Source organism: Sulfurisphaera javensis (assembly GCF_041154675.1).
GTDB classification, from domain to species: domain Archaea; phylum Thermoproteota; class Thermoprotei_A; order Sulfolobales; family Sulfolobaceae; genus Sulfurisphaera; species Sulfurisphaera javensis.
Window position 1 is genome coordinate 2,210,391 of sequence record NZ_AP031322.1, and the last position, 23,771, is coordinate 2,234,161.

The 23,771-nt window shown below is 31.7% G+C and carries 32 protein-coding genes; 16 read left to right on the forward strand and 16 right to left on the reverse strand.

Annotation, left to right across the window (positions count from 1 at the left end):
• Positions 1 to 21 precede the first annotated feature (21 nt).
• Positions 22 to 2,898: a leucine--tRNA ligase gene (gene leuS / locus ACAM25_RS12260; protein ID WP_369609989.1), complete on the forward strand. Its 2,877-nt coding sequence runs from the start codon at positions 22 to 24 to the stop codon at positions 2,896 to 2,898.
• On the opposite strand, the gene ACAM25_RS12265 is transcribed toward leuS, so the two are convergent.
• Positions 2,866 to 3,393 carry a hypothetical protein gene (locus tag ACAM25_RS12265; protein WP_369609990.1) on the reverse strand — a complete coding sequence of 176 codons (528 nt, stop codon included), beginning with the start codon at positions 3,391 to 3,393 and terminating at the stop codon, positions 2,866 to 2,868. The two genes, leuS and ACAM25_RS12265, sit on opposite strands and share 33 nt — an antisense overlap.
• Before the next feature lie 129 nt (positions 3,394 to 3,522).
• On the opposite strand from ACAM25_RS12265, the gene hisC reads away from it, so the two are divergent.
• The 11 genes from hisC to serS are packed head-to-tail and all read left to right on the forward strand — an operon-like array spanning position 3,523 to position 11,685.
• Positions 3,523 to 4,596 (forward strand): histidinol-phosphate transaminase, encoded by a 1,074-nt coding sequence (gene hisC / locus ACAM25_RS12270; RefSeq protein WP_369611685.1) that lies wholly within the window; start codon positions 3,523 to 3,525, stop codon positions 4,594 to 4,596.
• Positions 4,574 to 5,431 carry an ATP phosphoribosyltransferase gene (gene hisG, locus ACAM25_RS12275; RefSeq protein WP_369609991.1) on the forward strand — a complete coding sequence of 286 codons (858 nt, stop codon included), beginning with the start codon at positions 4,574 to 4,576 and terminating at the stop codon, positions 5,429 to 5,431. The genes hisC and hisG overlap by 23 nt, the downstream gene beginning before the upstream one ends.
• Positions 5,431 to 6,123: a 1-(5-phosphoribosyl)-5-((5-phosphoribosylamino)methylideneamino)imidazole-4-carboxamide isomerase gene (gene hisA, locus ACAM25_RS12280; protein WP_369609992.1), complete on the forward strand. Its 693-nt coding sequence runs from the start codon at positions 5,431 to 5,433 to the stop codon at positions 6,121 to 6,123. Before hisG ends, hisA begins: the two co-directional genes overlap by 1 nt.
• On the forward strand, positions 6,113 to 6,697 hold the full coding sequence (gene hisBd, locus ACAM25_RS12285) for an imidazoleglycerol-phosphate dehydratase (protein ID WP_369609993.1): 585 nt from the start codon (positions 6,113 to 6,115) through the stop codon (positions 6,695 to 6,697). The genes hisA and hisBd overlap by 11 nt, the downstream gene beginning before the upstream one ends.
• Positions 6,694 to 7,443, forward strand: a complete 750-nt coding sequence (hisF, locus tag ACAM25_RS12290; RefSeq protein WP_369609994.1) for an imidazole glycerol phosphate synthase subunit HisF — start codon at positions 6,694 to 6,696, stop codon at positions 7,441 to 7,443. Before hisBd ends, hisF begins: the two co-directional genes overlap by 4 nt.
• A complete protein-coding gene (gene hisD, locus ACAM25_RS12295; protein WP_369609995.1) occupies positions 7,440 to 8,624 on the forward strand; it encodes a histidinol dehydrogenase in 1,185 nt (394 codons plus the stop codon). Before hisF ends, hisD begins: the two co-directional genes overlap by 4 nt.
• Positions 8,617 to 8,901: a phosphoribosyl-ATP diphosphatase gene (gene hisE, locus ACAM25_RS12300; RefSeq protein ID WP_369609996.1), complete on the forward strand. Its 285-nt coding sequence runs from the start codon at positions 8,617 to 8,619 to the stop codon at positions 8,899 to 8,901. The genes hisD and hisE overlap by 8 nt, the downstream gene beginning before the upstream one ends.
• Positions 8,901 to 9,491: an imidazole glycerol phosphate synthase subunit HisH gene (gene hisH / locus ACAM25_RS12305; protein WP_369609997.1), complete on the forward strand. Its 591-nt coding sequence runs from the start codon at positions 8,901 to 8,903 to the stop codon at positions 9,489 to 9,491. The genes hisE and hisH overlap by 1 nt, the downstream gene beginning before the upstream one ends.
• On the forward strand, positions 9,488 to 9,850 hold the full coding sequence (hisI, locus tag ACAM25_RS12310; protein WP_369609998.1) for a phosphoribosyl-AMP cyclohydrolase: 363 nt from the start codon (positions 9,488 to 9,490) through the stop codon (positions 9,848 to 9,850). The genes hisH and hisI overlap by 4 nt, the downstream gene beginning before the upstream one ends.
• A 41-nt stretch (positions 9,851 to 9,891) precedes the next feature.
• Positions 9,892 to 10,299 carry a metal-sulfur cluster assembly factor gene (locus ACAM25_RS12315; RefSeq protein ID WP_369611686.1) on the forward strand — a complete coding sequence of 136 codons (408 nt, stop codon included), beginning with the start codon at positions 9,892 to 9,894 and terminating at the stop codon, positions 10,297 to 10,299.
• Between the two features lie 24 nt (positions 10,300 to 10,323).
• The gene (gene serS / locus ACAM25_RS12320; RefSeq protein WP_369609999.1) at positions 10,324 to 11,685 is read left to right on the forward strand and encodes a serine--tRNA ligase; all 1,362 of its coding nucleotides are present in this window, start codon (positions 10,324 to 10,326) and stop codon (positions 11,683 to 11,685) included.
• A 3-nt stretch (positions 11,686 to 11,688) separates the two neighbouring features.
• Here serS and ACAM25_RS12325 read toward each other — a convergent pair whose 3' ends face one another.
• Together ACAM25_RS12325 and ACAM25_RS12330 are read right to left on the reverse strand one after the other, a co-directional pair.
• The gene (locus ACAM25_RS12325; protein ID WP_369611687.1) at positions 11,689 to 13,158 is read right to left on the reverse strand and encodes a radical SAM protein; all 1,470 of its coding nucleotides are present in this window, start codon (positions 13,156 to 13,158) and stop codon (positions 11,689 to 11,691) included.
• A gap of 91 nt (positions 13,159 to 13,249) precedes the next feature.
• Positions 13,250 to 13,492 (reverse strand): hypothetical protein, encoded by a 243-nt coding sequence (locus tag ACAM25_RS12330; RefSeq protein WP_369610000.1) that lies wholly within the window; start codon positions 13,490 to 13,492, stop codon positions 13,250 to 13,252.
• 53 nt (positions 13,493 to 13,545) lie between these two features.
• On the opposite strand from ACAM25_RS12330, the gene ACAM25_RS12335 reads away from it, so the two are divergent.
• The gene (locus tag ACAM25_RS12335; protein ID WP_369610001.1) at positions 13,546 to 13,971 is read left to right on the forward strand and encodes an HIT family protein; all 426 of its coding nucleotides are present in this window, start codon (positions 13,546 to 13,548) and stop codon (positions 13,969 to 13,971) included.
• Here ACAM25_RS12335 and ACAM25_RS12340 read toward each other — a convergent pair.
• From ACAM25_RS12340 to pyrB, 10 genes are all read right to left on the reverse strand, one after another.
• Complete coding sequence (locus ACAM25_RS12340; protein WP_369610002.1) at positions 13,957 to 14,262, reverse strand: zf-TFIIB domain-containing protein; 306 nt, start codon at positions 14,260 to 14,262, stop codon at positions 13,957 to 13,959. The two genes, ACAM25_RS12335 and ACAM25_RS12340, sit on opposite strands and share 15 nt — an antisense overlap.
• A 71-nt stretch (positions 14,263 to 14,333) precedes the next feature.
• Positions 14,334 to 14,801, reverse strand: coding sequence for an Lrp/AsnC family transcriptional regulator (locus ACAM25_RS12345; protein ID WP_369610003.1), 468 nt, complete (start codon positions 14,799 to 14,801; stop codon positions 14,334 to 14,336).
• A 59-nt stretch (positions 14,802 to 14,860) separates the two neighbouring features.
• Positions 14,861 to 15,457 (reverse strand): MarC family protein, encoded by a 597-nt coding sequence (locus ACAM25_RS12350; RefSeq protein ID WP_369610004.1) that lies wholly within the window; start codon positions 15,455 to 15,457, stop codon positions 14,861 to 14,863.
• Positions 15,454 to 15,765 (reverse strand): hypothetical protein, encoded by a 312-nt coding sequence (locus ACAM25_RS12355; RefSeq protein WP_369610005.1) that lies wholly within the window; start codon positions 15,763 to 15,765, stop codon positions 15,454 to 15,456. Before ACAM25_RS12355 ends, ACAM25_RS12350 begins: the two co-directional genes overlap by 4 nt.
• A complete protein-coding gene (locus tag ACAM25_RS12360; RefSeq protein WP_369610006.1) occupies positions 15,737 to 16,048 on the reverse strand; it encodes a hypothetical protein in 312 nt (103 codons plus the stop codon). Before ACAM25_RS12360 ends, ACAM25_RS12355 begins: the two co-directional genes overlap by 29 nt.
• Positions 16,045 to 16,911 (reverse strand): dihydroorotate dehydrogenase PyrD, encoded by an 867-nt coding sequence (pyrD, locus tag ACAM25_RS12365; protein ID WP_369610007.1) that lies wholly within the window; start codon positions 16,909 to 16,911, stop codon positions 16,045 to 16,047. The genes ACAM25_RS12360 and pyrD overlap by 4 nt, the downstream gene beginning before the upstream one ends.
• On the reverse strand, positions 16,889 to 18,052 hold the full coding sequence (pyrC, locus tag ACAM25_RS12370) for a dihydroorotase (protein WP_369611688.1): 1,164 nt from the start codon (positions 18,050 to 18,052) through the stop codon (positions 16,889 to 16,891). The genes pyrD and pyrC overlap by 23 nt, the downstream gene beginning before the upstream one ends.
• Positions 18,021 to 18,587, reverse strand: a complete 567-nt coding sequence (locus ACAM25_RS12375) for a 2-polyprenylphenol hydroxylase (protein WP_369610008.1) — start codon at positions 18,585 to 18,587, stop codon at positions 18,021 to 18,023. The genes pyrC and ACAM25_RS12375 overlap by 32 nt, the downstream gene beginning before the upstream one ends.
• A gap of 41 nt (positions 18,588 to 18,628) precedes the next feature.
• A complete protein-coding gene (gene pyrI, locus ACAM25_RS12380) occupies positions 18,629 to 19,111 on the reverse strand; it encodes an aspartate carbamoyltransferase regulatory subunit (RefSeq protein ID WP_369610009.1) in 483 nt (160 codons plus the stop codon).
• A 1-nt stretch (position 19,112) separates the two neighbouring features.
• Complete coding sequence (gene pyrB / locus ACAM25_RS12385; protein WP_369610010.1) at positions 19,113 to 20,006, reverse strand: aspartate carbamoyltransferase; 894 nt, start codon at positions 20,004 to 20,006, stop codon at positions 19,113 to 19,115.
• 62 nt (positions 20,007 to 20,068) lie between these two features.
• On the opposite strand from pyrB, the gene pyrE reads away from it, so the two are divergent.
• From pyrE to ACAM25_RS12400, 3 genes are read left to right on the forward strand one after another with little or no spacing between them, the layout of a single operon-like run.
• Entirely contained in the window at positions 20,069 to 20,656 is a 588-nt protein-coding gene (gene pyrE, locus ACAM25_RS12390) for an orotate phosphoribosyltransferase (RefSeq protein WP_369610011.1), read from the forward strand.
• The gene (gene pyrF / locus ACAM25_RS12395; RefSeq protein WP_369610012.1) at positions 20,649 to 21,299 is read left to right on the forward strand and encodes an orotidine-5'-phosphate decarboxylase; all 651 of its coding nucleotides are present in this window, start codon (positions 20,649 to 20,651) and stop codon (positions 21,297 to 21,299) included. The genes pyrE and pyrF overlap by 8 nt, the downstream gene beginning before the upstream one ends.
• Positions 21,274 to 21,924 (forward strand): hypothetical protein, encoded by a 651-nt coding sequence (locus ACAM25_RS12400; protein WP_369610013.1) that lies wholly within the window; start codon positions 21,274 to 21,276, stop codon positions 21,922 to 21,924. The genes pyrF and ACAM25_RS12400 overlap by 26 nt, the downstream gene beginning before the upstream one ends.
• Here the strand turns inward: ACAM25_RS12400 and ACAM25_RS12405 are convergent.
• From ACAM25_RS12405 to ACAM25_RS12415, 3 genes are read right to left on the reverse strand one after another with little or no spacing between them, the layout of a single operon-like run.
• Positions 21,881 to 22,918: a PhoU domain-containing protein gene (locus ACAM25_RS12405; protein WP_369610014.1), complete on the reverse strand. Its 1,038-nt coding sequence runs from the start codon at positions 22,916 to 22,918 to the stop codon at positions 21,881 to 21,883. The two genes, ACAM25_RS12400 and ACAM25_RS12405, sit on opposite strands and share 44 nt — an antisense overlap.
• A 21-nt stretch (positions 22,919 to 22,939) precedes the next feature.
• Positions 22,940 to 23,437 (reverse strand): cell division protein CdvB3, encoded by a 498-nt coding sequence (gene cdvB3 / locus ACAM25_RS12410; RefSeq protein WP_369610015.1) that lies wholly within the window; start codon positions 23,435 to 23,437, stop codon positions 22,940 to 22,942.
• A gap of 24 nt (positions 23,438 to 23,461) precedes the next feature.
• The gene (locus ACAM25_RS12415; RefSeq protein WP_369610016.1) at positions 23,462 to 23,770 is read right to left on the reverse strand and encodes a winged helix-turn-helix domain-containing protein; all 309 of its coding nucleotides are present in this window, start codon (positions 23,768 to 23,770) and stop codon (positions 23,462 to 23,464) included.
• Position 23,771: the final 1 nt, after the last annotated feature.

Genomic DNA, 23,771 nt, shown 5'->3' on the forward strand with positions numbered 1-23,771 from the left:
TAAATATTCGAGGATATAAAGGTGTTTTGGTGGTTAGGGATTTCAGCTAAGGAATTCGTTGACTTCTTAGTATCAATAGCTGAAAAATGGCAAAAAGAGTGGGAAAAAGCTAAAATCTTTGAAGCTAACCCAGATAAAAATAGAAAAAAATTCTTTACTACAGTAGCTTTTCCTTATCCTAATTCCCCTTTCCATTTAGGGCACGGAAGAACGTATGTGACATGTGATATTTATGCTAGATACATGAGAATGAAAGGGTATAATGTTCTTTTCCCTATGGGTTTTCATTATACTGGAACACCAATTATTGCTATGGCGGATGATGTTGCAAAAGGTGATAAAGAATTAATAGATATTTTCAAGAATATTTATGAAATACCAGATAATGTGATTTCTAAATTAGCTGATCCATTATTCATGGCAAACTACTTTAAGGATGAAATTAAAAAAGCAATGAAGGAGATAGGATTAAGTATTGATTGGAGAAGGGAATTTACCACAATAGACCCAGAATTTTCGTCATTTATTGTATGGCAATTCTCAAAATTACAAGAGAAAGGTTTCATAGTGAGAGACACTCATCCAGTTGGATGGTGTCCAGTTCATCATATTCCAGTAGGAATGCATGATACAAAAGGAGATATGGAACCAGAAATCGGAGAATTTGTTTTGATATACTTTACTACTGATCTTGGAATTTTACCAGCTGCCACATTAAGACCAGAAACCGTTTTTGGAGCTGTAGCTGTTTGGGTAAATCCAGATGTCACTTATTCCATTATTGAGATTGATGGAAAGAAAATGATAGTAAGTGAAAGATCAGCATTCAAATTAACATTTCAAATTGATAATATAAAAAATATTGGAAATATAAAGGGTTCGGAACTGACTAAATACAAAGCTATAAATCCAATAACTGGAAAAGAAATTCCTATATTACCGGCCGACTTCGTAGATCCTAATGTAGCTACTGGAGTTGTTATGAGTGTTCCAGCTCATGCCCCATTTGACTATTTCTATCTAAAGAAAATTAAGCAAGATATTCCTATAGTATCAGTTATTCAAGTTGAAGGCCAAGGTGACACTTTAGCTAGGGATTTCGTAGAGAAAAATAATCCAAAAAACAAGGATGATTTGCAAAAACTTACAGAACAAGTTTACAGAATAGAATATAATAGAGGAAAGATGAAAGATGTGAGTCAGCTAGTGAAACCGGATTATGTAGTGTTTTTTAAATCTTTCACAGGCTTATCTGTGCCAGAGGCTAGACAGAAAATTACAGAGTTCTTAATAAATAATGGCTTAGGAAGAAAAATATTTGAAATAATGAATAGGCCAGTTTATTGCAGATGTGGTAACGAGGTAGTTGTAAAAATTTTAAAAGATCAATGGTTCCTTGATTATGGAAACCCAGAGTGGAAAGCTTTAGCAAAGAAGTTAATTGCAAATATGAAGTTTATTCCACCGGAGGTAAGGAAAGATTTTGAGTTTGTAGCCGATTGGTTACAGAAAAGAGCTTGTGCAAGAACAAGAGGATTAGGTACTCCTTTACCATGGGATAAGAAGTGGATAATTGAGAGTTTAAGCGATTCCACAATTTACATGGCTTATTATACAATAGCTCATAAGATTAAACAATATCAACTAAGACCTTCTCAGTTAACCTATGATTTTTGGAACTATGTAATGCTTGGAATAGGTAACATTGACGAGATTTCTAGTAAAACTGGAATATCAAAAGAAATAATTAAAGAAATTAGAGACGAATTCCTATACTGGTATCCATTAGATATTAGACATAGCGGTAAAGATTTAATTCCTAATCATCTATCCTTCTTTATATTTAATCATGCTGCTATATTCCCAGAGGAGTTATGGCCAAAAGCTATTGCTGTTAATGGTTTCGTTCTTTACGAAGGAAAGAAAATGAGTAAATCGTTAAGAAACATAATACCTTTAAGAAAGGCTTTAAGAATTTATAGTCCAGACGTTGTCAGAATTACTTTAACTTCAACTGCTGATATGGGTTCTGATGTTAACTTTAGTGACTCTTATGCAAAATCTGTTGGTGAAATATTAAGGAAATATTATGAGTTCATTAAAGACTTACCAAAATATAATGGCGAAGGGACAGACTTTGCTGATAGATGGTTAAGAGCTCAAGTGAATAGAATGGTTTTAGAGTCAACTAAATATATGGACAATATTGATTTTAGAAGCACTGTAAATGACATACTATATAATTTCGATTCTTACTTAAAGGAATATATGGAAATGTGTAAAGCTGAAGGTAAAGAACCTAATGGTAAGTTGATGAGAGATATTATTGAAATTTGGATCAAACTATTAGCACCATTTGCTCCTCACTTTGCTGAAGAAATTTGGCATGAGCTTGGCCATAATACATATATTTCATTAGAAAAATGGCCTACTGCTGAGGAATCTTCAGAGGACTTATACTTTATTTTAATTCATGAATATCATAAAAGAATAATAGAAGATGCTAGTAAGATAATCAATTATTATTTTAAGAATACACCAAAAGTTGTTAAGATTTATGTTGCTGAAGAAGAGTTAATGAAAGTACTCAAAGATGCTGTACAAATTTTATCTTCTGGTGGTACCTTAAAACAACTTATGGAAAAAGAGAAACCCTCTGATAAGAGAATGGCTAATCTATATAAGAAAATCTATGAGCTAGCCGTAGAGTTAGACGATACAATGAAGAAGTTAATTTTAGGTTACGATGTAAATGAGTTAGAGGTCTTAAAACAAGGTGCTAAATACATTTCATACAAACTCAATGTACCAGTAGAGGTTCACAATATATCAGAATTAGATAGGAGTAAGTATAATAAAGAAGCATTACCTATGAAGCCTGCTATAATTGTTGAGTAACACTTTCCCTTCTTTTATTTGAATTATTCCTAAATCTTTTAGGAAATATATTTCTTTTCTTATATTATCTCTACTATTTCTTGTTTTATGAGATAATATATCAATTATTTCCTTTAGTGACAACTCTCCATACTCCTTAAGTAATTGTATTATTTCTTCGCTTAATCCTTTGATTTTTTCTTCTATTATTTTACCTTCTATTATTCTAAATAAATAAATTTTATCACTTATGTTCATCTTGTAAAGATTTTGATCTATTTTCTCGATCTCTATAACTGGTATTCCTAGGTTTAATCTTTTAATTGAAGTGACTATTAAGAAATTTGGAGGTATTTCTGATTCATCATCTGCTTCAAAAACAATATTTTCTGATTTTTCATTACATTTCATGGTAAAGTTAATGTCATAAGGATAAAATTCCCATTTAATTTTGTCAAAATTAAATATACATATATCTTTGCCTTTTTTAAAAAGGTAATCTGCAATGTTTAACACTAAGACCAACTTTGGAAGATAATAATAACTTTTTATTAATCGTTTCGCAGTTGTAAGCTCCTCAAACACTCATTATAATTTGACAGTAAAGTTTATTTACTTTTCCTCATCAAATAAGTAGGGTTTCTTATTGCACCAACCGCTGATGTCAAAAGCCTCATATATCCATGGTTAATTGAAGCAGAAGAGTATAGTTTTGATGATATAAATGAAGGTATAAGACTTCATTTAAATGAATCTCCTTATCCACCACCAGATTTTATAATTGAGGAAGTTAAGAAATATCTTCACTTAGGTAATAGATATCAACATCCTTCTTTAACTGAAAGACTAAGAGAATTAATGGCAGAATATAATAAAGTAGAGCCTAAGAACGTATATCCTACACCAGGTGGGGATGGGGCACTAAGGGCTATTTTTTATAATCTTGCACAAGTAGGAGATAAGGTTGTGTTGAATAATCCTTCGTATAGTATGTATAAAGTCTATACTTCAGTTAGAGGTTTAAAGGCTATAAAAGTGAATCTCAAAGAGGATGGAAACTGGTGGAAAATGGATTTTGATAAATTTTTGGAAGAAGCAAAAGATGCTAGGCTAGTAGTTATAGATGATCCTAACAACCCTACTGGATCACCAATGTTAAAAGCCGAAGAAGAAAAGATAAAGGCATTAGCTGAGACTGTTAAGGGGTTTGTCCTTATAGATGAAGCTTATTATGAATTTTCTGGTTATTCCGCAGTCAAACTTATTGAAAAATATCCTAACCTTATGATAGTTAGGACTTTAAGTAAGGCTTTCTCTTTAGCTTCCTTTAGAGTAGGATATTTAATTGCGAATGAAGAAATAGTAAAAAATCTTATGAAAGGTTCAACACCATTTGATATTTCTTTACCTGGATTAATTGCTGGAATAACTGCCTTAGAAAATCCCTCATATGTAAAGGATGTAGTAAAAGAAATTACTAAGAATCGTGAATATTTATTCAAAGGATTAACTAAACTAGGTCTTAAAGTTTATAATTCCCTTACGAATTTCCTATTTGTTAAAGATGAAAGGGAGTTATTGACTCCATTACTAAATAAAGGTATAGCAATTAGGAAGCCATTATCTGGATATTATAGAATAAGTGTTGGAACAAAGGAACAGATAGATACCCTATTAAACTATTTGGGTGAGATTATTGAAAATCGCAATTCCAAATAAAGGTAGACTAAAAGATCCAGTATTACAGTTTTTATACTCAGTTGGTGTAAAAGGCAACTTCTCAGATGATAGAGCACTAATCATTCCTACAAATTGGGAAGGAGTTCAATTAGTTATGGTGAGGACAGAAGATATCCCTAGCATTGTAGAATCTGGTGCTTCAGAAATCGGAATTACGGGACACGATTATGTTTTAGAATCAAATGCCGATGTTGAAGAATTAATCAAATTAGACTTTGGCAAATCTAAGATAGTTCTGGCAGTTCCAGTAAGCTGGAATATTGATAGAGTTGAAGAAATAAAACATGAAATTAGAATAGCTACAAAATATTATAACATTGCGAAACAATACCTAGAAAAGAAAAACCTCAAGGCTAAAATTGTGAAAATAAGCGGTGCTGCTGAAGTAATGCCATCGTTAGGTGCTGCCGATGCAATTATTGATGTGATGAGTACTGGAACAACGCTAAAGTTACATGGATTAAAACCTATTGATGTTATTCTCGAAAGCAGTGCAGTTGTAATAGCAAATAGAAACTGGGTTAAGAGTGAAGAGGCAGACAAAATTAATCTTCTGTTAACAATGATGAAAGGCGCACTAATGGCAAGAAACAAGAAAATGGTGTTTATGAACGTACCAGATGACAAACTAGATAAAGTGATTTCTTCCTTACCAGCTATGCTTTCTCCTACGCTTTCGAAATTAGCTAGAAGTGATGCATGGGAAGTTATAACTGTGGTAGATGAAGATTTATTACCAGAAGTTATTGCTAAAGTTAAGGCTAATGGAGCTATGGATATTGTTGTTGTTGATATTGAAAAAGTGGTGAAGTGATGATAAAAATTATTCCGAGTATAGATATTAGTGAAGGGAAGGCAGTAAAAAGAATTAAAGGAATAAGAGGAACTGGTTTGATATTGGGAAACCCTATCCAAATAGCTTACAAAATCTATGAAGAGGGATATAATTATTTACACGTTGTGGATTTAGATTCTGCTGAAGAATTAGGAAATAATGAGGAGATAATAAAAGAAATTTGTAATATAGGGTTTAGATGGGTCCAAGTTGGCGGTGGCATAAGAGACGTTAATAAAGCTGAAAGGCTAATTAGTTATGATTGCTCAGCTTTAGTAATTTCAACTCTTCCAGTTAAAAAACCAAAGGAATACAAAAATCTGGAGGAAAAGATTGGCAAAGATAAAATCTTACTTTCAGTTGATTACAATTCTTCTGGATATATTTTAATTAGAGGATGGAGAGAGAAATCTATTAGAGTAATTGATTTTATACTCTCTTTTGATGCATTAGGTTATATTTTCACTTACGTAGAGAATGAAGGTACTAGAAGAGGAATTGACCCTAATGTAAAAAATTATATTCTAAAAATCAATAATATCAAAGAGTATGCTGGGGGAATTGGTTCAATAGAGGATTTATATAAGTTAAAAGAGTATGGTTTTAACTATGCAATAATTGGTATGAGCTTTTATAAAGGTCCTCTAAGGGGAGTTAAATATGTCTACTAGAAGTGTGAGAAAAATAAGAGAAACCAAAGAAACTAAGGTTGAACTTCATCTTGATATAGATAAAAAAGGAGAGGTCAAAGTGTCAACTCCCGTTAATTTCTTTAATCACATGCTTTCAACACTTTTCTATTACATGAACTCCACTGCAATGCTATTGGCTGAGGACAAACAAGGATATGATGATCATCATATAGTAGAAGATGTTGCAATAACTTTGGGAGAGGCTTTTAAAGAAGTTTTAGGAGATAAGAAAGGGATTAGACGTTTCTCCCATCAAATAATTCCAATGGATGAAGCTTTAGTCTTAGTTGCTGTTGATATCTCCGGAAGAGGTGTAAGTAATATTGAATTAAACTTAAACAGAGAAGATATAGGAGGATTAGCTACTGAAAATATATTTCACTTCTTCCAGTCATTTTCATACAACTCTGGTGTAAATCTTCACATTCTTCAACTTAGAGGTTATAATACTCATCACATTATTGAAGCTTCTTTCAAAGGTTTAGGTTTTGCGTTATATGAGGCTACTAGAATAGTTTATGAAGAGACGTTTAGTTTGAAGGGATCTTTATGACTACAAAGAGAATTATAGCTTGTTTGGATGTAAAGAACGGAAGGGTAGTAAAGGGAGTCAATTTTCTTAATCTTAAGGATAAAGGAGATCCTGTAGAATTAGCCTCAAGATATGAAGACGAAGGGGCAGATGAAATAGTATTTTTAGATATCGCTGCAACAGTTGAGGGTAGAAGAACATTATTAGAAGTGATTAAAAATACAGCAAGCGTATTGTCAATACCCTTAACTGTTGGTGGTGGTATAAGGACAATAGATGATGTCTCAAGGATTTTAGGAAATGGTGCTGATAAAGTTAGCATAAATACTGCCGCGGTGGAAAACAAAAGAATAATTTCAGAAGCTTCAGAGCAGTTCGGTGCTCAAGCTGTAGTTGTTGCTATTGATGCTAAAAGAGTAAATAATGACTTCATTGTATTCACAAGATCTGGAACTTATAATACTGGACTAAATGCGATAAGTTGGGCTAAGGAAGTTGAACAGTTGGGTGCTGGAGAAATTCTATTAACTAGTATTGACAAAGATGGAACAAGGGAAGGATATGATATTGAATTAACAGAAAAAGTAAGCAAATCCGTTAATATACCAGTAATAGCAAGTGGCGGAGCTGGAAAGATGGAGCATTTTTATGAGGTTTTAAAAGTAGCAGATGCAGCTTTAGCTGCTGGAATTTTTCATGATGGTATAATTCGTATACCCGATTTAAAGAAATATTTGTTAAGTAAGGGTGTTGAGGTGAGAATATGATAAAGAGAGAATTACCCAAAGATAGACCTAATGATTTTTCAAAAATTATTCCAGACGTAGAAAAAATAATAAATTATGTTAAGACAAAAGGAGATGAAGCAATCTTTGAATTGGAAGAGAAATTTGACAAAGTTAAGCTTACTTCATTAAAATTAAACAATATAGAAGAATTAGCTTCTCAAGTTTCTGAAGATTTGAAAAAGTCCATAGATATAATTTATTCTCAAATTTATGAATTTAATAATACAATTAAACCTCCAAACATGATTGGAGGCAGTTTTAATGGTGTAGAATATGGGGTACTATGGAGAAGTATTGAAAAGGTTGGCATTTACGTACCTGGCGGAGATAAAGCTTATCCATCAACATTGTTAATGGCTGGTGTTCCAGCTATAGTTGCTGGAGTCAAAGAAATATACGTTTCATCTCCTCCTAATAAGATAAACCCAGTTATTGCTTATATTTCTCTTAAATTAAACGTAAAAGAGGTTTATACTATTGGTGGTGCACAAGCGATAGCTGCAATGGCGTATGGAACTCAAACAGTAAAAAAAGTTGATAAAATAGTTGGTCCAGGTAATATATACGTTCAAGCGGCAAAGTACTTAGTTAGTAGTGATGTTGGAATTGATGGAATTGAAGGTCCTACAGAACTAGTAATTATAGCAGATGAATCAGCAAATCCGAACAATATAATTCTAGATTTAAGAGCACAAGCAGAACATGGCAGATTAACATTCTTAGTTTTATTAACAACTTCAGATAAGTTAATTGAAATAGTAACAAGAGAACTTGATAAAGATGAAAATACTTACTTTGTATTGAAAGTTAATAGTATTGATGAAGCGATTGATATTGCTAATGAAGTTGCACCAGAGCATCTTTCACTTCAAGTTGAAAATGCTAATGAATATTTAATGAAAGTTAAAAATGCTGGTGCAATAACTTTAGGAAGTACTCCACCAGCATTAATTGATTATTCTGCTGGTCCAAATCATATTTTACCAACAAATTCATGGGCAAAAATAAGAGGTGGAGTATCTGTTTATGATTATTTAAAGATGATTATGTACGCTTCAGCTAAAACTCCAGATAAAAAAGTTATTGAAGCGTCTAAAATACTAGCTAAATATGAAGGTTTTAATTATCACGCAGATAGCATAGGTGTTAGGTATGAGTAGTGATGTTCTTGATACTTTATATTCAATAATTATGGATAGAATAAATACTAGAAAAGAAGGTAGTTATACTGTTAAATTATTAGAAAAAGGAAAACCGTATGTAGCTAGAAAAGTAGGGGAAGAAGCAACAGAAGTAATAGTAGCTTCCTTAAGTGAAGGGAGAGAAAGATTTATAAGCGAAGTTGCAGATTTGATTTATCATCTTTTTGTACTAATGGCTATAGAAGGAGTAAAACCAGAGGAAGTTTACGAAGAATTAAAGAGGAGGATGAAGTAATGAAAGCGACTGTCATAAATTATGGCGTGGGGAATTTATTTAGTATAAAAGCAGGATTAGAAAGAGAAGGATTCAATGTTATTATATCCTTCTTTCCTCAAGGAGATGAAGATGTAATAGTCTTACCTGGAGTAGGAGCATTCTCTGCAGTTGCTTCTTATTTAAACTCTTTGAAAGGCAAGTTTGAAGAGTTAAGAGAAAGAGGAACAAAGTTTCTTGGGGTATGTTTAGGTATGCAAGTCATGTTTGAGGAAGGCACAGAAGGAGGAATAAGTAAAGGATTAGGATGGTTTAAAGGAAAAGTTGATAGAATAAATGCAAATGTTAAACTACCTCATATAGGTTGGGATAAAATATATGTTAAAAATGACCCTTGTGGATTAACTGAAGGAATTGATGGAAAATATGTTTATTATGTTCATAGTTACGTTGCTTATACAGATAATTATATTGCCTACAGTGATTATGGCGTTAGATATCCAGCAATAGTTTGTAATGATTTCGCTGTAGGAACACAATTTCACCCAGAGAAAAGTAGTAATACTGGAAAAATATTTTTAAGGAATTTCTATCAGTGGGTTAAAAGATGAAAAAATTAAAAGAAGAAGAAGCGCAAAAAATCATAGAACAATTATGGTTTAGACATACTGATAATACTATTATAGCTGTACTTCAAGACTATATGACAAAAGATGTGTTAATGGTTGGACACATGAATAAAGAAGCTGTTTTTAGAACACTTACTTCTGGATATGTTCATTTTTGGTCTTTAAGTAGAAAAAAATTATGGTTAAAAGGAGAAACTAGTGGTCATTATCAGTTAGTTAAGGATTTTAAGATAGACTGTGACGGGGATGCAATGGTATTTTTAGTTGAATCTGTAGGACCAGTTTGTCACACTGGAAATAGAACATGTTTCTATAGGAGTTCTACTGATTTAATTAAATAGAGAGTTTAAAATGTATGAAGTAGTAATTAAATATGGTTAAAATGTCAACCCAGCAAAATATCAATAAGGAGGAATGGAAAAAGAAAATAATGGAAGCTCTAACTCAAGTTTATGATCCTGAGATTCCGGTAGATATAGTAAATTTGGGTTTAATTTATGAATTGAAAATTAGTGATGAAGGAGACGTATATGTTCGTATGGGGTTAACTGCACCTGGTTGCCCAGTTGTTGATGATTTAATTTATACTGTAGAACAAGTCATTAGAGAAACTGTGCCAGCCAAGTCTGTTGATGTGGATATTGATTTAGATACTCCGTGGAATCCGTTAAAAATGACACCAGAAGGAAGGGAAAAGTTCAAGCAACTTTATGGTTATGATATTGTGGAAATGTGGATTCAAACTTATGGGTTACCAGAAGAGCAGAGCCAACAAGATCAGAAGGCATAAATTCTTTTGCGTTTTTTGATTATTGTGTCTTGGAGTATATTAGACTTAATTAGAAATAATCCGGGAAAACTTAAAGAATATATGAAAAGAAGATATATTGATGTTTCTATAGTAGATAGAGCTGTTGAACTTGATAAAAAATGGAGACAAACTTTACAGGAAGTTGATAGAATAAGACATGAGCATAATGTTATCAGTTCTTCTATACCTAGAGCTAAACCAGAAGAGAGACAAGAATTAATAAAGAAGGCAAAAGAGTTATTAAAAATTCTCGAAGAAAAAGAGAAAGAACTTAATCAAATAGAAGAAGAAAGAGACAATTTATTGATGCAATTACCAAATATAGTTGATGATACTGCTCCTTTAGGGCCAGATGAAAATTATAGTGTTCCTATCAGATTTTGGGGGAAATTCAAAGTTTATGAAAAAGACGAACAAGAATTTCTTAATCAGCTTAAGGGCAATAAAGTAGATTATGAGATAATTCATTGGAAACCCGTTGGACACGCTGATATGTTAGAAAACGTTCTTAAATTAGGTGATACCAAAAAGGCTGCCGAAGTAGCTGGTGCAAGATTTTACTATTTATTTGATGACATAGTATGGCTAGATATTGCGTTACTTAATTATGCTATTGATGTAATGACGAGTAAAGGTTATACTTTAGTTTTGCCCCCTTACATGTTAAGAGGAGAGGTTATAAAGAGTGTAATTGATCTTGATACATTTAAAGACGCTATATATAAAATTGAAAATGAAGATTTATATTTAATCGCTACAGCAGAGCATCCTTTAGCTGCTATGTACTTTAAGGAAGAGATACCCAAAGAGAAACTTCCATTAAAATTTGTTGGAGTAAGTCCAGCATTTAGGAAAGAGGCTGGTGCAGCTAATAAGGATTTGAAAGGAATATTCAGAGTTCATCAATTTCATAAGGTAGAGCAATTTATATACTCTGCTCCGGAGGAAAGTTGGAAATTACATGAGGAACTTATTAAAAATGCAGAAGAAATATTTCAAGGTCTTGGTTTACCATATAGGGTTATAAACATAGCTACTGGTGATTTAGGAGCATGTGCTGCAAAGAAATACGATTTAGAAGTTTGGATGCCTGCTCAGGCTAAGTTTAGAGAAATGGTAAGTTGCAGTAATTGCTTAGATTGGCAAGCATATAGAATGAAAATACGTTATGTTGATAAGAATAATAAAAAAGGATATGTTCATACGCTAAATAGTACGGCAATAGCTAGCACAAGGACAATAACAGCTATATTAGAAAACAATCAAAAAGAAGATGGAGTGGTAGAAATACCTAAGATTTTAAGAAAATATTTAGAACCATTTAGCAAAGCTCCTAAAGATTATATTTATCCTAGAAAAATATGAAAATTATTTCTTTAAATATGACTCTAAATTAGCTTCTACTTTTTTCATCATTCTTTTAGCAACTCTAAGGAATATTTTTAAAGTCATTCTTACTGGATAGTATAACGGTCCTTTCATATAGAAATTATTTATGATATCTTCAGCCCAATATACGTCATGCCAAAATACTTTTCTATATAACTCAATGTGCGCCTCTGTTAATTTAATTCTAGTAAACCAATCTTTATTTTTGAAATATCCCATGGGAACGAAGAACATAGGAACTAAGATGCTTCTATAAGGTCTTAAATTATCAACCAACTCTATTGTTTTATAAACATCATCTTCTGTTTCTTCTGGTAAACCAACAATCATTGTACCAGCTGGTATTATTCTATTCTCATGCATTATTTTGAATGCTTGTTCAACAGTTTCTGGGTATTCATCCACTTTGTAAGGAGCTGATTTAGCTGGCATTATTTCTTTAGCTAATCTAACTGATCCAGTTTCAATACCAACTTCTACACCTAAATATCTTTGATTCTCATCTTCGTATACTATTTCCATTAGCTTTGAAATCAAACCATATTTCTCCTCCGAATACCTTATTGCAGCTAGACTTGCATGACTCCATGCTATAGTCTTATAGTATTTCTTTACCAATTTATGTAATTTTATTAAAGGTTCTGGTCTCGGGTAAATTCCAACTGCCCCATAAAATAGAACATCATCGCTATGAATCACTCCATGTCTAACTCCATTCTTAACATTAACCATTAACTCTTTTTCAATTTTCTCTAATGGATAGTATCTGGTTGGTCTAAGAGTTACTGAACAAAATCTACACGATCTAGCACATCCTCTCATTACTTCAATTAATCCGTTAACGCTAGCTCCTTTGATTTCTGGTATTTCGTCAACTGAAGGAGCTTCATCAGCTCCTATGTATACATATTTAGGCAATGGATCATTATCAATTATCATCTGAGCCAACTTAACTACAGCTTTTTCCCCTTCACCATCAATTAAAGCATCTACACCTACTTTTTCAATCATATCCTCTCTCCATAGCCATTGCCACACTGATGGTCCTCCAGCAATGATTTTCATTCCTCTTTCTTTTTCTTTCTTTATTTCTGGTCTATTTACTAACTGCATAAAACTCTTGTAATTCACAGGCTCTCTTCTAGTTATTCCCCACCAAGTAGATGATGGAGGACCAAAAGCAAAATAATCATGATGAGAGAACATTAAGGCTTTTGCATAAGGTAAATGTTTATTTAAATGGTCGGGATCTATGATTGCTGCTTTAAAACCAGCATCAATTAATGCTGCTTCTATTTTTCTCATTCCGTAAGGTGCTTGATGAGGTCTTCCTAATTCATCTGTTTTCATTTTAGGACAAGCTAACCATTTCCACACACTCTCTGGTATTCCAATAGCTGGTCCAGTACCTAAGAAGCCTAAAAACTCTTTTCCATGGTGATTAGTCATCAAACATCTGTCAGTTGTTAAAATAAAATCAAAATGTTCTTCCAAACAATCACCTCTCTTTATATGGTATATTTATATTTATAAAGACAATTTATAAACTCCTTAAAACATTTCTTAATAGCTTTCTAAGATTCTCGGGTAGATCCTCTCTTTTTTCAATAGTCTTAGCATTTGTTAAATCTTCATTCCATTCTTCTCCGTTTGGGAGCTTGGCGTTAGTTAAAATGTAAAAAGAGACTATCTTTTCACCTTTCTCATTCCTAGCCTCTTCTATAACTAATTTCTTGTTGTTTACGTTTACAACATACTTTGATTCAACGTTTGATATTTTCATCAGCTTATACTTAATGTAGTAAAACATTAAAGTTTTTACTCTATTTATATTCGATGCAAGTAGATAATTGTATATTTTGTAAAATTGTTAAAGGTGAAATAAAATCACAAAAAGTTTATGAAGATCAAGATATCGTAGCATTTTTAGACATAAATCCAGTTAATAAAGGTCATGTTTTAGTTATTCCTAAAGATCATTTCGAAAATATTTTTGATATTCCAAAGGATAAATTATCAAAAGTAATGGAGGTAGTTCAAAAAGTAGCGATTGCATTAAAAAAGATGGGTGCTGACGGAGTTAATATAGTATCTAACAATGGAAAAGCTGCTGAACAACATGTATTTCATTTACATATTCATGTTATACCAAGATATTATAATGATGGCAAAGAATTAGATTCTATGGAAAAGAGAACTAAATACGAAAATGATAAGGAGATGAATGAGTATGCAGAAAGGATCAGATTATTCCTCATCTGATTCTGATTCTTCACTCAACTCTTCTCTTAGTAATTCTAATCCTACTTCTTTGTAATATTCTTCTCTTTCTTGCTCTAGTTGTTCTTCTTCCAACTTTCTCTCTCCTTTATCACTTACCAATGAAGTAGTTAATACTCTACTATTCTTATCTTTTTGCTCTTTTACGCTATATTCTTTTTTAGCCTTAGCAGTAAGTTCCATCTCATAGCCACACTTTGTACACTTTAGGATCTCTTTACCATCCTTCTTTGTTGGTATCATTACGCCTCCACATTTTGGACAGAACTTCATAATTTCACCATATAAAAGAGTAAAGCCATAATACTATATTTAAGGCTTTTGGTAATGATTAACATTAAAAATCATATAACTCTGATTCTCGGATCCTCTTTGACTACGTTTAGCACTATGCTCGTATGAGTTCTTTCAACTTTAGGATTTTTCAAAAGATTTTTCAAAAAAGTATCTAAATCTTCAACACTTCTAAACTTAGCTACTATTGCAACATCATATTCTCCAACAATATCGTACACTGCAATTACATTATCATAATTTGATATTTCTTTTTCAAATTCAACTAAATGTTTTCCATCAACTTTTGCCATAATTATGCTAGTTAAAGAATAACCTAATTTAGTATAATCTAATAGTGTTATAAATCCTTTAATTACACCTTCTTGCATTAATCTTAAAAGTCTATTATGAAGTGTTGCAGGGGATACATTCATTTCTTCTGCTAATCTTCTCAAACTAACTCTAGAATCTCTTAAAAGTTCCATAAGTAGTCTCTTATCTACTGTATCTATCTCAACCCTTTTTTTATCAGACATAAACTTCATAATATGATTCTCAATCAGATTAAAAAATTTTCATCTTAAATAGGTATTTATCATGCAAACTTTAGTTGAGATATACCCTCTAGTATTAGTTGAACTCCAAAGGCCGCTATGATTATAGCTGTAAATCTTCCTGCTGCAACAGTACCAGTTTCTCCTAAGGCTTTAACAATTAAAGGACCACTTAATAGAGACAAGTATACTAAAAGGCTAACCACTAAACTACTAATTATTAAAATCAAAGGATTATAGGTTACTGATAAAGTGATAAGTGCTGTCATTGTTCCTGGACCTACTAAAAGTGGTGTGGCTATTGGTGTAATTATTGCTTCTTCAAGTTTTCTTACGAATCTTAATTGTTGAAATCCACCCATTGTATCTACTCCAAGATATACTAATAAAATGCCTCCAGCTATTTCAAGTGCTTGCGGCGAAATTCCTAGGAAATCGAGTAAAGGTCTTCCCAATATAGAAAAAATTATTAATAAAATAATTATTGCAATAGTTATTTTATTTACTATAAAGTTCCAACTTATTTTTTCTTCTTTTGCAGCTTCTTCATAAACAGCTAATAGGTATGGAAGTACTGAAAAAGGGTCAATTATAGCAAATAACTTTACTGTTATAACTAATATTGCTTCTAAGTTCATTCTAGTAGGCTTATAATCTCTTTAAGATTTTTAATTCTCTCATCTTTGTTTTCACTCATTGTTACAATAACTAGTTTACTTAATATCTTATATAATCTAGAGATTTCTTTCTTACAATCGTCATTACTCTTTTCCAGTTCTGTAACTCTTCCCTCTAGCCCTTGGAGTGACATATATAGTTCTGTAAGAATTTCTTCTTCATTATGTTCATGATGATGGTGATGTTCATGCTCTTCCTCTTCTACTTCTCTTTGAATTTCATTAAGATCTTCCTCATTTTTAGGTATCTTGTCTATCCTGAATTTCATTCTCATCTACCTCTGTATCCACATTTTTAACATTACTCATATCTGTATTCTGAATAATTAGTTTGTCTACACCCATTCTTAAATAATGCTTTACCACCACTGATATTTTACCAGCTGCCCTAGTTGCTATACATTCTGTTTCTACTGTGTCCCCATCAATAGTTTCTACTATAACTTTTGCCGTCTTTTTACTTTCATCGCAATATTCAACGTTAACTGATTTTATTTTTCCCATGAATAGAAGCGATTCTATATCTCTCCCTTTCATTACTATTCTTGTCATCTTTTCACTGCTAAACCTATTATATCTGAATATTTTAATCCTTTTTCATTTAAATATTCCTCTAATTCTTTTCTAATTCTTAATATACTATTATATCCTTCATCAATAATAACACTCCCTAAGCCAACAAGCTTAGCACCTACAGACATTAATTCTATTACATCTCTCCCATCAAAAACGCCACCCATTCCAATTATATCGACATTATATTCTCTATATATGTCATGAATTATTCTAACTGCTAAAGGATGTATACATTTTCCAGAAATTCCACCAGTACCATAATGTAATATCTTCTCGAAGTTTTCAGTGTCTATAATCATTCCTTTAATAGTATTAATTAGCGTTAATCCATCTGCTCCAGCTGATAACGCTTTTCCAGCTAGTTCTAATACGTTGTCCCAAGGACCTAATTTTACAAAGACTGGTTTATCAGTTACACCCTTTACATTTTTAACTATCTCGTGTACATAATTGGATAGACTTTCCCCGTAACCTTTTCTATTTGGACTACTTACGTTCAATTCTAAAATTATTCCTCTATCAACTTTCCTAGCAGATTCGACTATTTCATCTAGATTATTTCCACCTATACTAACAATTAATGGACAATTAATTTCTTCTAGTTTTTTTAATTCTTGAATTCCTGGATTACCTAGACCAATTGCGTTAAGATAGCATTTATCATGAAACTTCACAAGAGTTGGAGGATTATGTGGTGAAAGAGGATAAAGGGTTAATGTTTTTGTGGTTATTCCGGAAGGATTATATTTCTCGCATACTTCTTTAATTTTATTTAAAGGGACTATTCCAGATGCAATAATTAATGGATCTTTAAAATTAATATTTGCCAGTTTTATCAAAGGGATTCACACCTCTTATTGGTAATACGTTTTCTCCATCAAAAGCTGGTTTACCTTGTATAATAGTGAAATCAACTTTTACTTCAAGAGGATAATAATCAAGGGGAGTTTCAGTAACCTTAGAGAATTTAGTCTTATATTTCCATTGTTTTTTGCTTATAACAGTGAAATTAGCAACGTTACCAATTTTTATTTCACCGTAGGGTATATTAAGAATTTTTGCGGGATTTTTAGAAAGAAGATTTACGGCTCTTTCTAAGCTAATTAAATCTTTAAAAGCTAAAGAATAAATGAAAGGAGTTGTAAATGAAACTGCTGCTATACCGGGTGGGCATAATTCATATTCAAGGTTTTTCTCTTCTCTCGTGTGAGGGGCGTGGTCACTAACTATCGTATCCGCTTCATATAAAGCTCTCAATAGTTGTAATCTTATAATGTATTCCCTAATAGGCGGATTTACTTTACTCAAGCAATCTCTTTCGCCATTGACTAAAAGATGATGAGGTGTAATATCGGTTGTAAAACCTAATTCTTTAGCTAATTTTAAGGTTTCATAATTTGTTATATGTGTAATATGAACATTACCATAAACTAAATATAATGAAGCTACTTCCATCCAAAGTTCTCTTAATTTTCTAGGTACTCTTAAGGCTAAAGGTATTTCAGGGTGAAGGACCTTTAGTTTCTTACTTTTCATGAGCACTTCTTTAGTTTCTTCTTTCTCTAAATCTTCGGGGTAAATCTTGTATCCTGCTATAGGCAAAGAATCAACTTTTTCTATTTCTTTTGATACACCAGAATATATTCCGAAATCAGACCTAGAATAATTTTCAAATTCTCTAATTCTTTCTATCACTCTCTGATAAGTGTTAACTGGTGGAACCGTATTAGGCATATCTACTATAAGTCCTACGCCTCCATACACAGCTTCGCTAGTAGCTGTAGCAACAGTTTCTTTATATGAAAGTTGTGCACCCCTAACGTGAACATGCATATCTATTGAAGCCGGGAAAATTATCTGGTGGCTTTCAAACTGGATATCTGGCTTACATTCCTTCTTTATATTTTTAATAAATCTATCAATTTGTATGCAAACTTCTTCTATATTATTATTTACCCAAGCTTTGCCTCTGATCCACAAGATCACTCACCTTAATTAAGGGTCCATCTATACATACAAGTTTGCTTCCTATTTCGCAAACTCCACAAACTCCTAACATACAATTCATTTTAATCCATCTTACATAAACGTAAGCATCTTTAGGTAATGAATTAATAAAATTCTGAGGAACAGAGGCTATAATTAAATCGAATTTCTCAGTCTCATTCCCTATTTGAAATTCATTAGTTTCGCATTCAATGCACTTTACCTTAACTTTTATACCATTCCTTTTAGCTTCCCTAAGGATATAAAGAATATCAAAGAAGAGATCTTGATAAGCTATGCCTAGGACAGAAGAGACAGATAAATCAACGGGCCTTCCAATTGGTCCTTTTAAAAGAATCCTTTCTTTACCTTTTAGTGTATCATATATTTTTTCTGACAAGTGCAAGAATAATATTCCATTATAATAATCTGATATGCTGAGTGGGATTTCTCTCTTTCCAGAGTCTATTAGACTAACAAATTGCCCTGGTTTAGGTTTAATTGGAAAAAGTACGGCTACTTCATACATATTTTCTTTTAATTTTTTCTCATATAGAATTTTAGAGTAAATCAACTTTTACTACCTAAGATCTGCTTTAGAATTTCATTTTCATCTATTACAGTATCACAATAGACACATTTCATTTTTAATGGTTTTTCACTGATTTTTCTAAATTCAGAAACAGCTTCAATGTCATTATTAGTTATGCATGTTAAATTAGTGCATTTAAGCAATCCTTTTACTACTTCTGGTACTTTAAGCTTTTTCTTTTCTACTACTTCATAGTCTCTTATAATATTGATTGTTGCTGTTGGTGCTATTAAAGTAATTAGATTAGCTTCTTTTTCATCAACTTCTTTATTTTCAATTTTCACTATATCCTTCTTTCCCATTTTCTTACTTTCGACATTCATCACAAGGGCTATTCTATATCCTTCAGTGATCTTTAAAATCCTCAACACTGCTAACGCTCTACCAGCTGGAATATGATCTATTACTGTTCCATTTTTTATTTTACTTACTATTAATTCTCTTTTATTAACGGCCTCCATTTTACTCACCTATAACCTTATGAAAGATTGCCATTCTTATTGGAACAGCATAAGAAGCTTGTTCAAAATATTTAGCTTGAGGAGTTTTATCAACTTCTCTACTTATCTCATTCACTCTTGGTAACGCATGTAAAACTATTGAATCCTTTTTCATTTTCGATACCAAAGTAGAGTCAACAATGTAGCTTTCTTTCACTTTTTCATATTCACTTTCATCTGGAAATCTTTCTTTTTGAATTCTAGTTACATAAAGTACATCTACTTCTTCTATGACTTCATTATAGTCATTGACCTCTTTATATGGGTAGTTTAACTCCTCGAGTATTTCTTTTCTTGCTGAAAGTTGAGGAGGAGAGATTAAGTACACTAATTTAGGTTTAAATCTTGTTAATCCTCTTAAAAGGCTGTTAACTACTCTTGCATATCTTAAGTCCCCCATAATGCCAAAAGTTAAGTTGTCTATATCACCAAAGTTCTTATAAACTGTATATAAATCAATTACAGTTTGTGTTGGATGTTCATGTTTTCCATCTCCTGCATTTATTATTGGTTTTTCAGATACTTCTGAGGCAAATTTAGCTGCTCCATCAAACTTATGCCTTATAACTATAATATCCGCATAATTATTTAACATTCTTATTGTATCGGCTAAGTTTTCTCCTTTAGCGACTGAAATTCCTTCTTCTCCGGAAAATCCAATAACTGATGCTCCTAAGTTTATAGAAGCTTTATTGAAACTTAAGTATGTCCTTGTGCTAGGTTCAAAAAATGCTAACGCTACTGTCTTTTCTTTTAATATTTTAGGGGGCGAAATATTTCTAAACTTATCTGCTAGTTCAAAAATTTCTTCAAAATCACTCTTTGAAAAATCATATGAGGAAATTATATCTCTCACAAATGCCCTTCATTTATCTTCGTTCAATGATTATTTAAACTCTTTCTTTCATAAACTAATTAATGGATTTCGTTAAAGCTCTAATCGACAATAAGCTTCTATTAACTGGAAGCTTTGTACTGACATCAGGCAAAATAAGTCCTTATTATCTTGACTTAAGAAGACTTTCTAATTATTATGATGTTTTTTCAGACACAGTTAATAAAGCAATAGATAAGATAAAAAAGATAGAATTTGATATGGTAATAGGTATTGCAACTGGTGGAGTTCCTTTTGCTTCCTTTATTGCTTGCCGAATAGGAAAGCCCTTAGGATATATAAGGATGGAAAGGAAAGGATATGGGACCGATAAAATATTAGAAGCTGATGTAAAAGGTAAAAGGATAGTTTTAGTTGATGATGTAGCGACTACTGGAGGATCATTAAGTAAAGCAGTTGAAGCAATTACATCCGAAGGTGGAAGAGTAGTAGCAAGTTTAGTTATTGTAGATAGAGAAGAGGGGGCTGAAAAGAAATTAGCTGAACAAGGAGTTCAATTAATCTCTGTTTATAAAATTAGAGAAATTCTAGAGTATTTATTAAATTCCAACTTAATATCTGAAAATGATAAAAATAATATCAGAGAGTACTTGGTGAAAAATATTGGGTAACTTAATTTTAGCCTTAGATAAACAATTATCTCTATCAACTTTATCTGAGTTAAGCAAATACATATCTAAAATAAAGATAGGTTATCCGTTAATCCTTGAAAATCCCTCATATTTAGATAATATAACTAAGATTCAATGGGATGAAGTTATTTTTGATTTAAAATTAGCTGACATTGATAACACGATGATGCTTATTGCATCTAAATTGCTAAATTATGCTGACTCATTTATTGCTCATTCCTTTATAGGGGTAGAAGGAGCCTTAGACAATCTTTCCTCCTATCTTAAAAAGCATGAAAAATCATTATATTTAGTTTTATCTATGTCTCATAAAGGATGGAATGACGGTTTTTACTCATATCTAAAAGAGGTAGCGATAAAGGTTAATCCAGACGGATTTGTAGTAGGGGCTACTAAGCCAAACATGATAAGAACTGTTAGGAATGACTTTAAAGATAAAGTAATTATTTCACCTGGTGTTGGGGTACAAGGGGCTAACATTGGTGATGCTATCTGTAATGGTGCCGATTACGAGATAGTTGGCAGAAGTATATATGAAGCTAAAGATCCCGTAACTGAAGCAAAAAGAATCTTAGAAATCCAAGAGGGAAGAATACGTGAGTGTAAAGGATCAGAAAATTGATAAAAGCAAAGAGAGTGAGAAATTAGCTGAAATTGCTAAATTAATTTTTAAGGCTGAGGAAATACATGAAGAGTATGATGAAATAGCAACTACTGATTTAGAGAAATTATATACTGTCAATGGTATAAATGATACAGAAAAAGGTAAGGCAAAATACACGTACTTTCAATTGTATGATTATTTTGCTGAGTTGTATTCAAGATTTATTTTGTCTACAATGGCTAATTATTCAACGAGAACACAAGAATCAGAAATAGAATATATTAATATTTTATTAGAAGACGGTTCCTTTATTATCTTAGAGGGAGAAGAAGATAGAGTAGTCATCCCTCATCCGAAAGCTTTAGCATCAACTCACACTCATCCTAACATTTGCTTGTTTTCTCATAAAGATTTAGAGACAGCTGATCAACTATTTATAAAAGACTACATAGCTGTAGGCGTTTTAACTACTAAATGTTTACTTTTATTATATAGGAGAGGTGTCTATACTTTGGAAGATAGAGAAATCTTACTGAAGCTTGTTAAAAATATCAAAAAGAGTAAGACTGCAGAAGAAGTTATAAAATCTTATAACGAGACTAAATTTGCTCAGTTGAGTTTTCGTCTTGTTCAGTTTGCTTAGCTAAAAGATCTATTGTTGCTTCGGCTATATCAATTGAGTATCTTATCACTCTCCTTACCGAGTCTAAAACTATTAACATTGAACTAATTTTCTTGGAATCGTAATTAAAATTAATAACTTTTTCAGCTAAAGATCTATTTTTATATAATAACTCAAACTCTTTGTTAATAATCTGATGAGAGATATCCTTATCTTTTGCATTAAAAGCATTCATCGAACTTTTATAGAACTCAGCCACTTCGTATCCATGATCATGTAACTCTTTTTCATTAAGTTTTTCTATTATGGGTAATTGATCCACTATTCTTATACTATGGTCAGATACTCTCTCAATAGATTTTGCAACTGAATAAAGATTTACTAATTGTGTTAAATTGTATTTTTCATCTTCTATGATTTCAGGATATTCTACTGATAAGGATAATTGCCTAACTATATAGAAATAGAATCTATCTACATCATCATCTCTGCTCATTATTTCTTTTGATAAATCTAAGTTTCCATCATAAAGAGCCTTAAATGAATCTTTTAGCATATTATAAGAAATATTTGCCGCTCTCATTATCGATTTAGTGAGAGAAAGTTCTTTTTCACTTACAAGAAATTGAATAGTCAATGAGTTTGAATCTTCATCTATTATTTCTGCACCCAAAAGTCTATTTCTTATTGTCTCCTTTATCCTTTCTCTATCATCTGATGAAAATTTACTACATGATACTGTTAGAAGAGTGTAGCCAGCCATATAATATGCAATTATTTCTCTAATTACGAAGCTGATATCCGGTTTATCACAGTTTAATGCTATTCTTTTCTCTTTTCTTTCACTATCTTCACTTTTCTTAGGAACTAGTATTAGTCTAGCTTGTTTATCTTGGATTATTTCTACTTCGTCGCCAGGCCTAAGAAAATGTTCTTTTACCCATGTCTTTGGCAAAGATATAATGTATGTTGACCCTCCCGTAAGTTGTATTTTTCTCACTATAGGTTTTGACATAACTATATTCGCTATATATTTCTAAGTGGGAACTTTATATTTTTCTCTTAACTCCTCAGTGGCTACCTTTTCAGCTTCTTCAATTATTTTTCTTACTTCTTCACTCTCGTTTAATATAGGCTTTGCATCGGAAGTTACTATGGGTTTTAAATTAAGTAGAATGTCATCAATAAGTGGTCCAAACTCTATAGAGTTACCTAAATTCCCCTTTATACTCTCTAAAGCTTTAACAACTGGGTAAATATATTCTCTCAACGAATTTAACATCATAAGAGTTTCAAGTCTAATTTCTAAGATCTCTAGAATAATTTTGACCCTAAGTAGATTAATCATTAAATTTTTATTAATTTCTATTTCTTTGTAATATGCTTTTGATAAATAATTGAATCTACCAATATTATAAAGAGATAAATCTTCAAGGGTTTTAATTCTATTATCAATTCTAGCTAAGAACATATCTATACGATAAATAGTAAGCTTGATATCAGCAATAATCTCTGGTAATCCTTTCTTTTTCACATAAAAGCTCTTATTTTATAACATTTAAGAGTTTTTAGACTCTTCTAACATTAAACTATCTAACGCACTTTTATACATTTTAAAAAAGGTTGTTAATTTATAAGGCGCGCCATATCCTTCTCCATCCCTATATACAATTTGATTTTCCATTAAAACTTCTAAGTGATGTGTCACAGTTTTATAATCTAATCCTAATAAATTAGCTATTTGGTTTGCATTAAGTGGTTTCTCCTCTAAAAGTCTAATTATCTTAAGCCTCGTGGCTCCACCTCTAGAAGTTAAAAAGAGAAATTTGAAAAGTTTCTTAATTTGTCGTAATTCTTTGTCATTCACT

What these genes read in the sequence shown, in the direction of transcription:
- ACAM25_RS12355 (WP_369610005.1), bottom strand. Translation starts at nt 15,765, where the DNA reads ATGAAATTCAGGATAGACAAGATACCTAAAAATGAGGAAGATCTTAAT.
- hisH (WP_369609997.1), top strand. Translation starts at nt 8,901, where the DNA reads ATGAAAGCGACTGTCATAAATTATGGCGTGGGGAATTTATTTAGTATA.
- ACAM25_RS12340 (WP_369610002.1), bottom strand. Translation starts at nt 14,262, where the DNA reads ATGAAGTTCTGTCCAAAATGTGGAGGCGTAATGATACCAACAAAGAAG.
- ACAM25_RS12335 (WP_369610001.1), top strand. Translation starts at nt 13,546, where the DNA reads ATGCAAGTAGATAATTGTATATTTTGTAAAATTGTTAAAGGTGAAATA.
- hisBd (WP_369609993.1), top strand. Translation starts at nt 6,113, where the DNA reads ATGTCTACTAGAAGTGTGAGAAAAATAAGAGAAACCAAAGAAACTAAG.
- pyrI (WP_369610009.1), bottom strand. Translation starts at nt 19,111, where the DNA reads ATGGAGGCCGTTAATAAAAGAGAATTAATAGTAAGTAAAATAAAAAAT.
- ACAM25_RS12315 (WP_369611686.1), top strand. Translation starts at nt 9,892, where the DNA reads ATGTCAACCCAGCAAAATATCAATAAGGAGGAATGGAAAAAGAAAATA.
- ACAM25_RS12375 (WP_369610008.1), bottom strand. Translation starts at nt 18,587, where the DNA reads ATGTATGAAGTAGCCGTACTTTTTCCAATTAAACCTAAACCAGGGCAA.
- hisD (WP_369609995.1), top strand. Translation starts at nt 7,440, where the DNA reads ATGATAAAGAGAGAATTACCCAAAGATAGACCTAATGATTTTTCAAAA.
- hisE (WP_369609996.1), top strand. Translation starts at nt 8,617, where the DNA reads ATGAGTAGTGATGTTCTTGATACTTTATATTCAATAATTATGGATAGA.
- ACAM25_RS12330 (WP_369610000.1), bottom strand. Translation starts at nt 13,492, where the DNA reads ATGAAAATATCAAACGTTGAATCAAAGTATGTTGTAAACGTAAACAAC.
- hisI (WP_369609998.1), top strand. Translation starts at nt 9,488, where the DNA reads ATGAAAAAATTAAAAGAAGAAGAAGCGCAAAAAATCATAGAACAATTA.
- ACAM25_RS12360 (WP_369610006.1), bottom strand. Translation starts at nt 16,048, where the DNA reads ATGACAAGAATAGTAATGAAAGGGAGAGATATAGAATCGCTTCTATTC.
- hisF (WP_369609994.1), top strand. Translation starts at nt 6,694, where the DNA reads ATGACTACAAAGAGAATTATAGCTTGTTTGGATGTAAAGAACGGAAGG.
- ACAM25_RS12345 (WP_369610003.1), bottom strand. Translation starts at nt 14,801, where the DNA reads ATGTCTGATAAAAAAAGGGTTGAGATAGATACAGTAGATAAGAGACTA.
- ACAM25_RS12325 (WP_369611687.1), bottom strand. Translation starts at nt 13,158, where the DNA reads ATGACTAATCACCATGGAAAAGAGTTTTTAGGCTTCTTAGGTACTGGA.
- pyrE (WP_369610011.1), top strand. Translation starts at nt 20,069, where the DNA reads ATGGATTTCGTTAAAGCTCTAATCGACAATAAGCTTCTATTAACTGGA.
- ACAM25_RS12350 (WP_369610004.1), bottom strand. Translation starts at nt 15,457, where the DNA reads ATGAACTTAGAAGCAATATTAGTTATAACAGTAAAGTTATTTGCTATA.
- ACAM25_RS12405 (WP_369610014.1), bottom strand. Translation starts at nt 22,918, where the DNA reads ATGTCAAAACCTATAGTGAGAAAAATACAACTTACGGGAGGGTCAACA.
- hisA (WP_369609992.1), top strand. Translation starts at nt 5,431, where the DNA reads ATGATAAAAATTATTCCGAGTATAGATATTAGTGAAGGGAAGGCAGTA.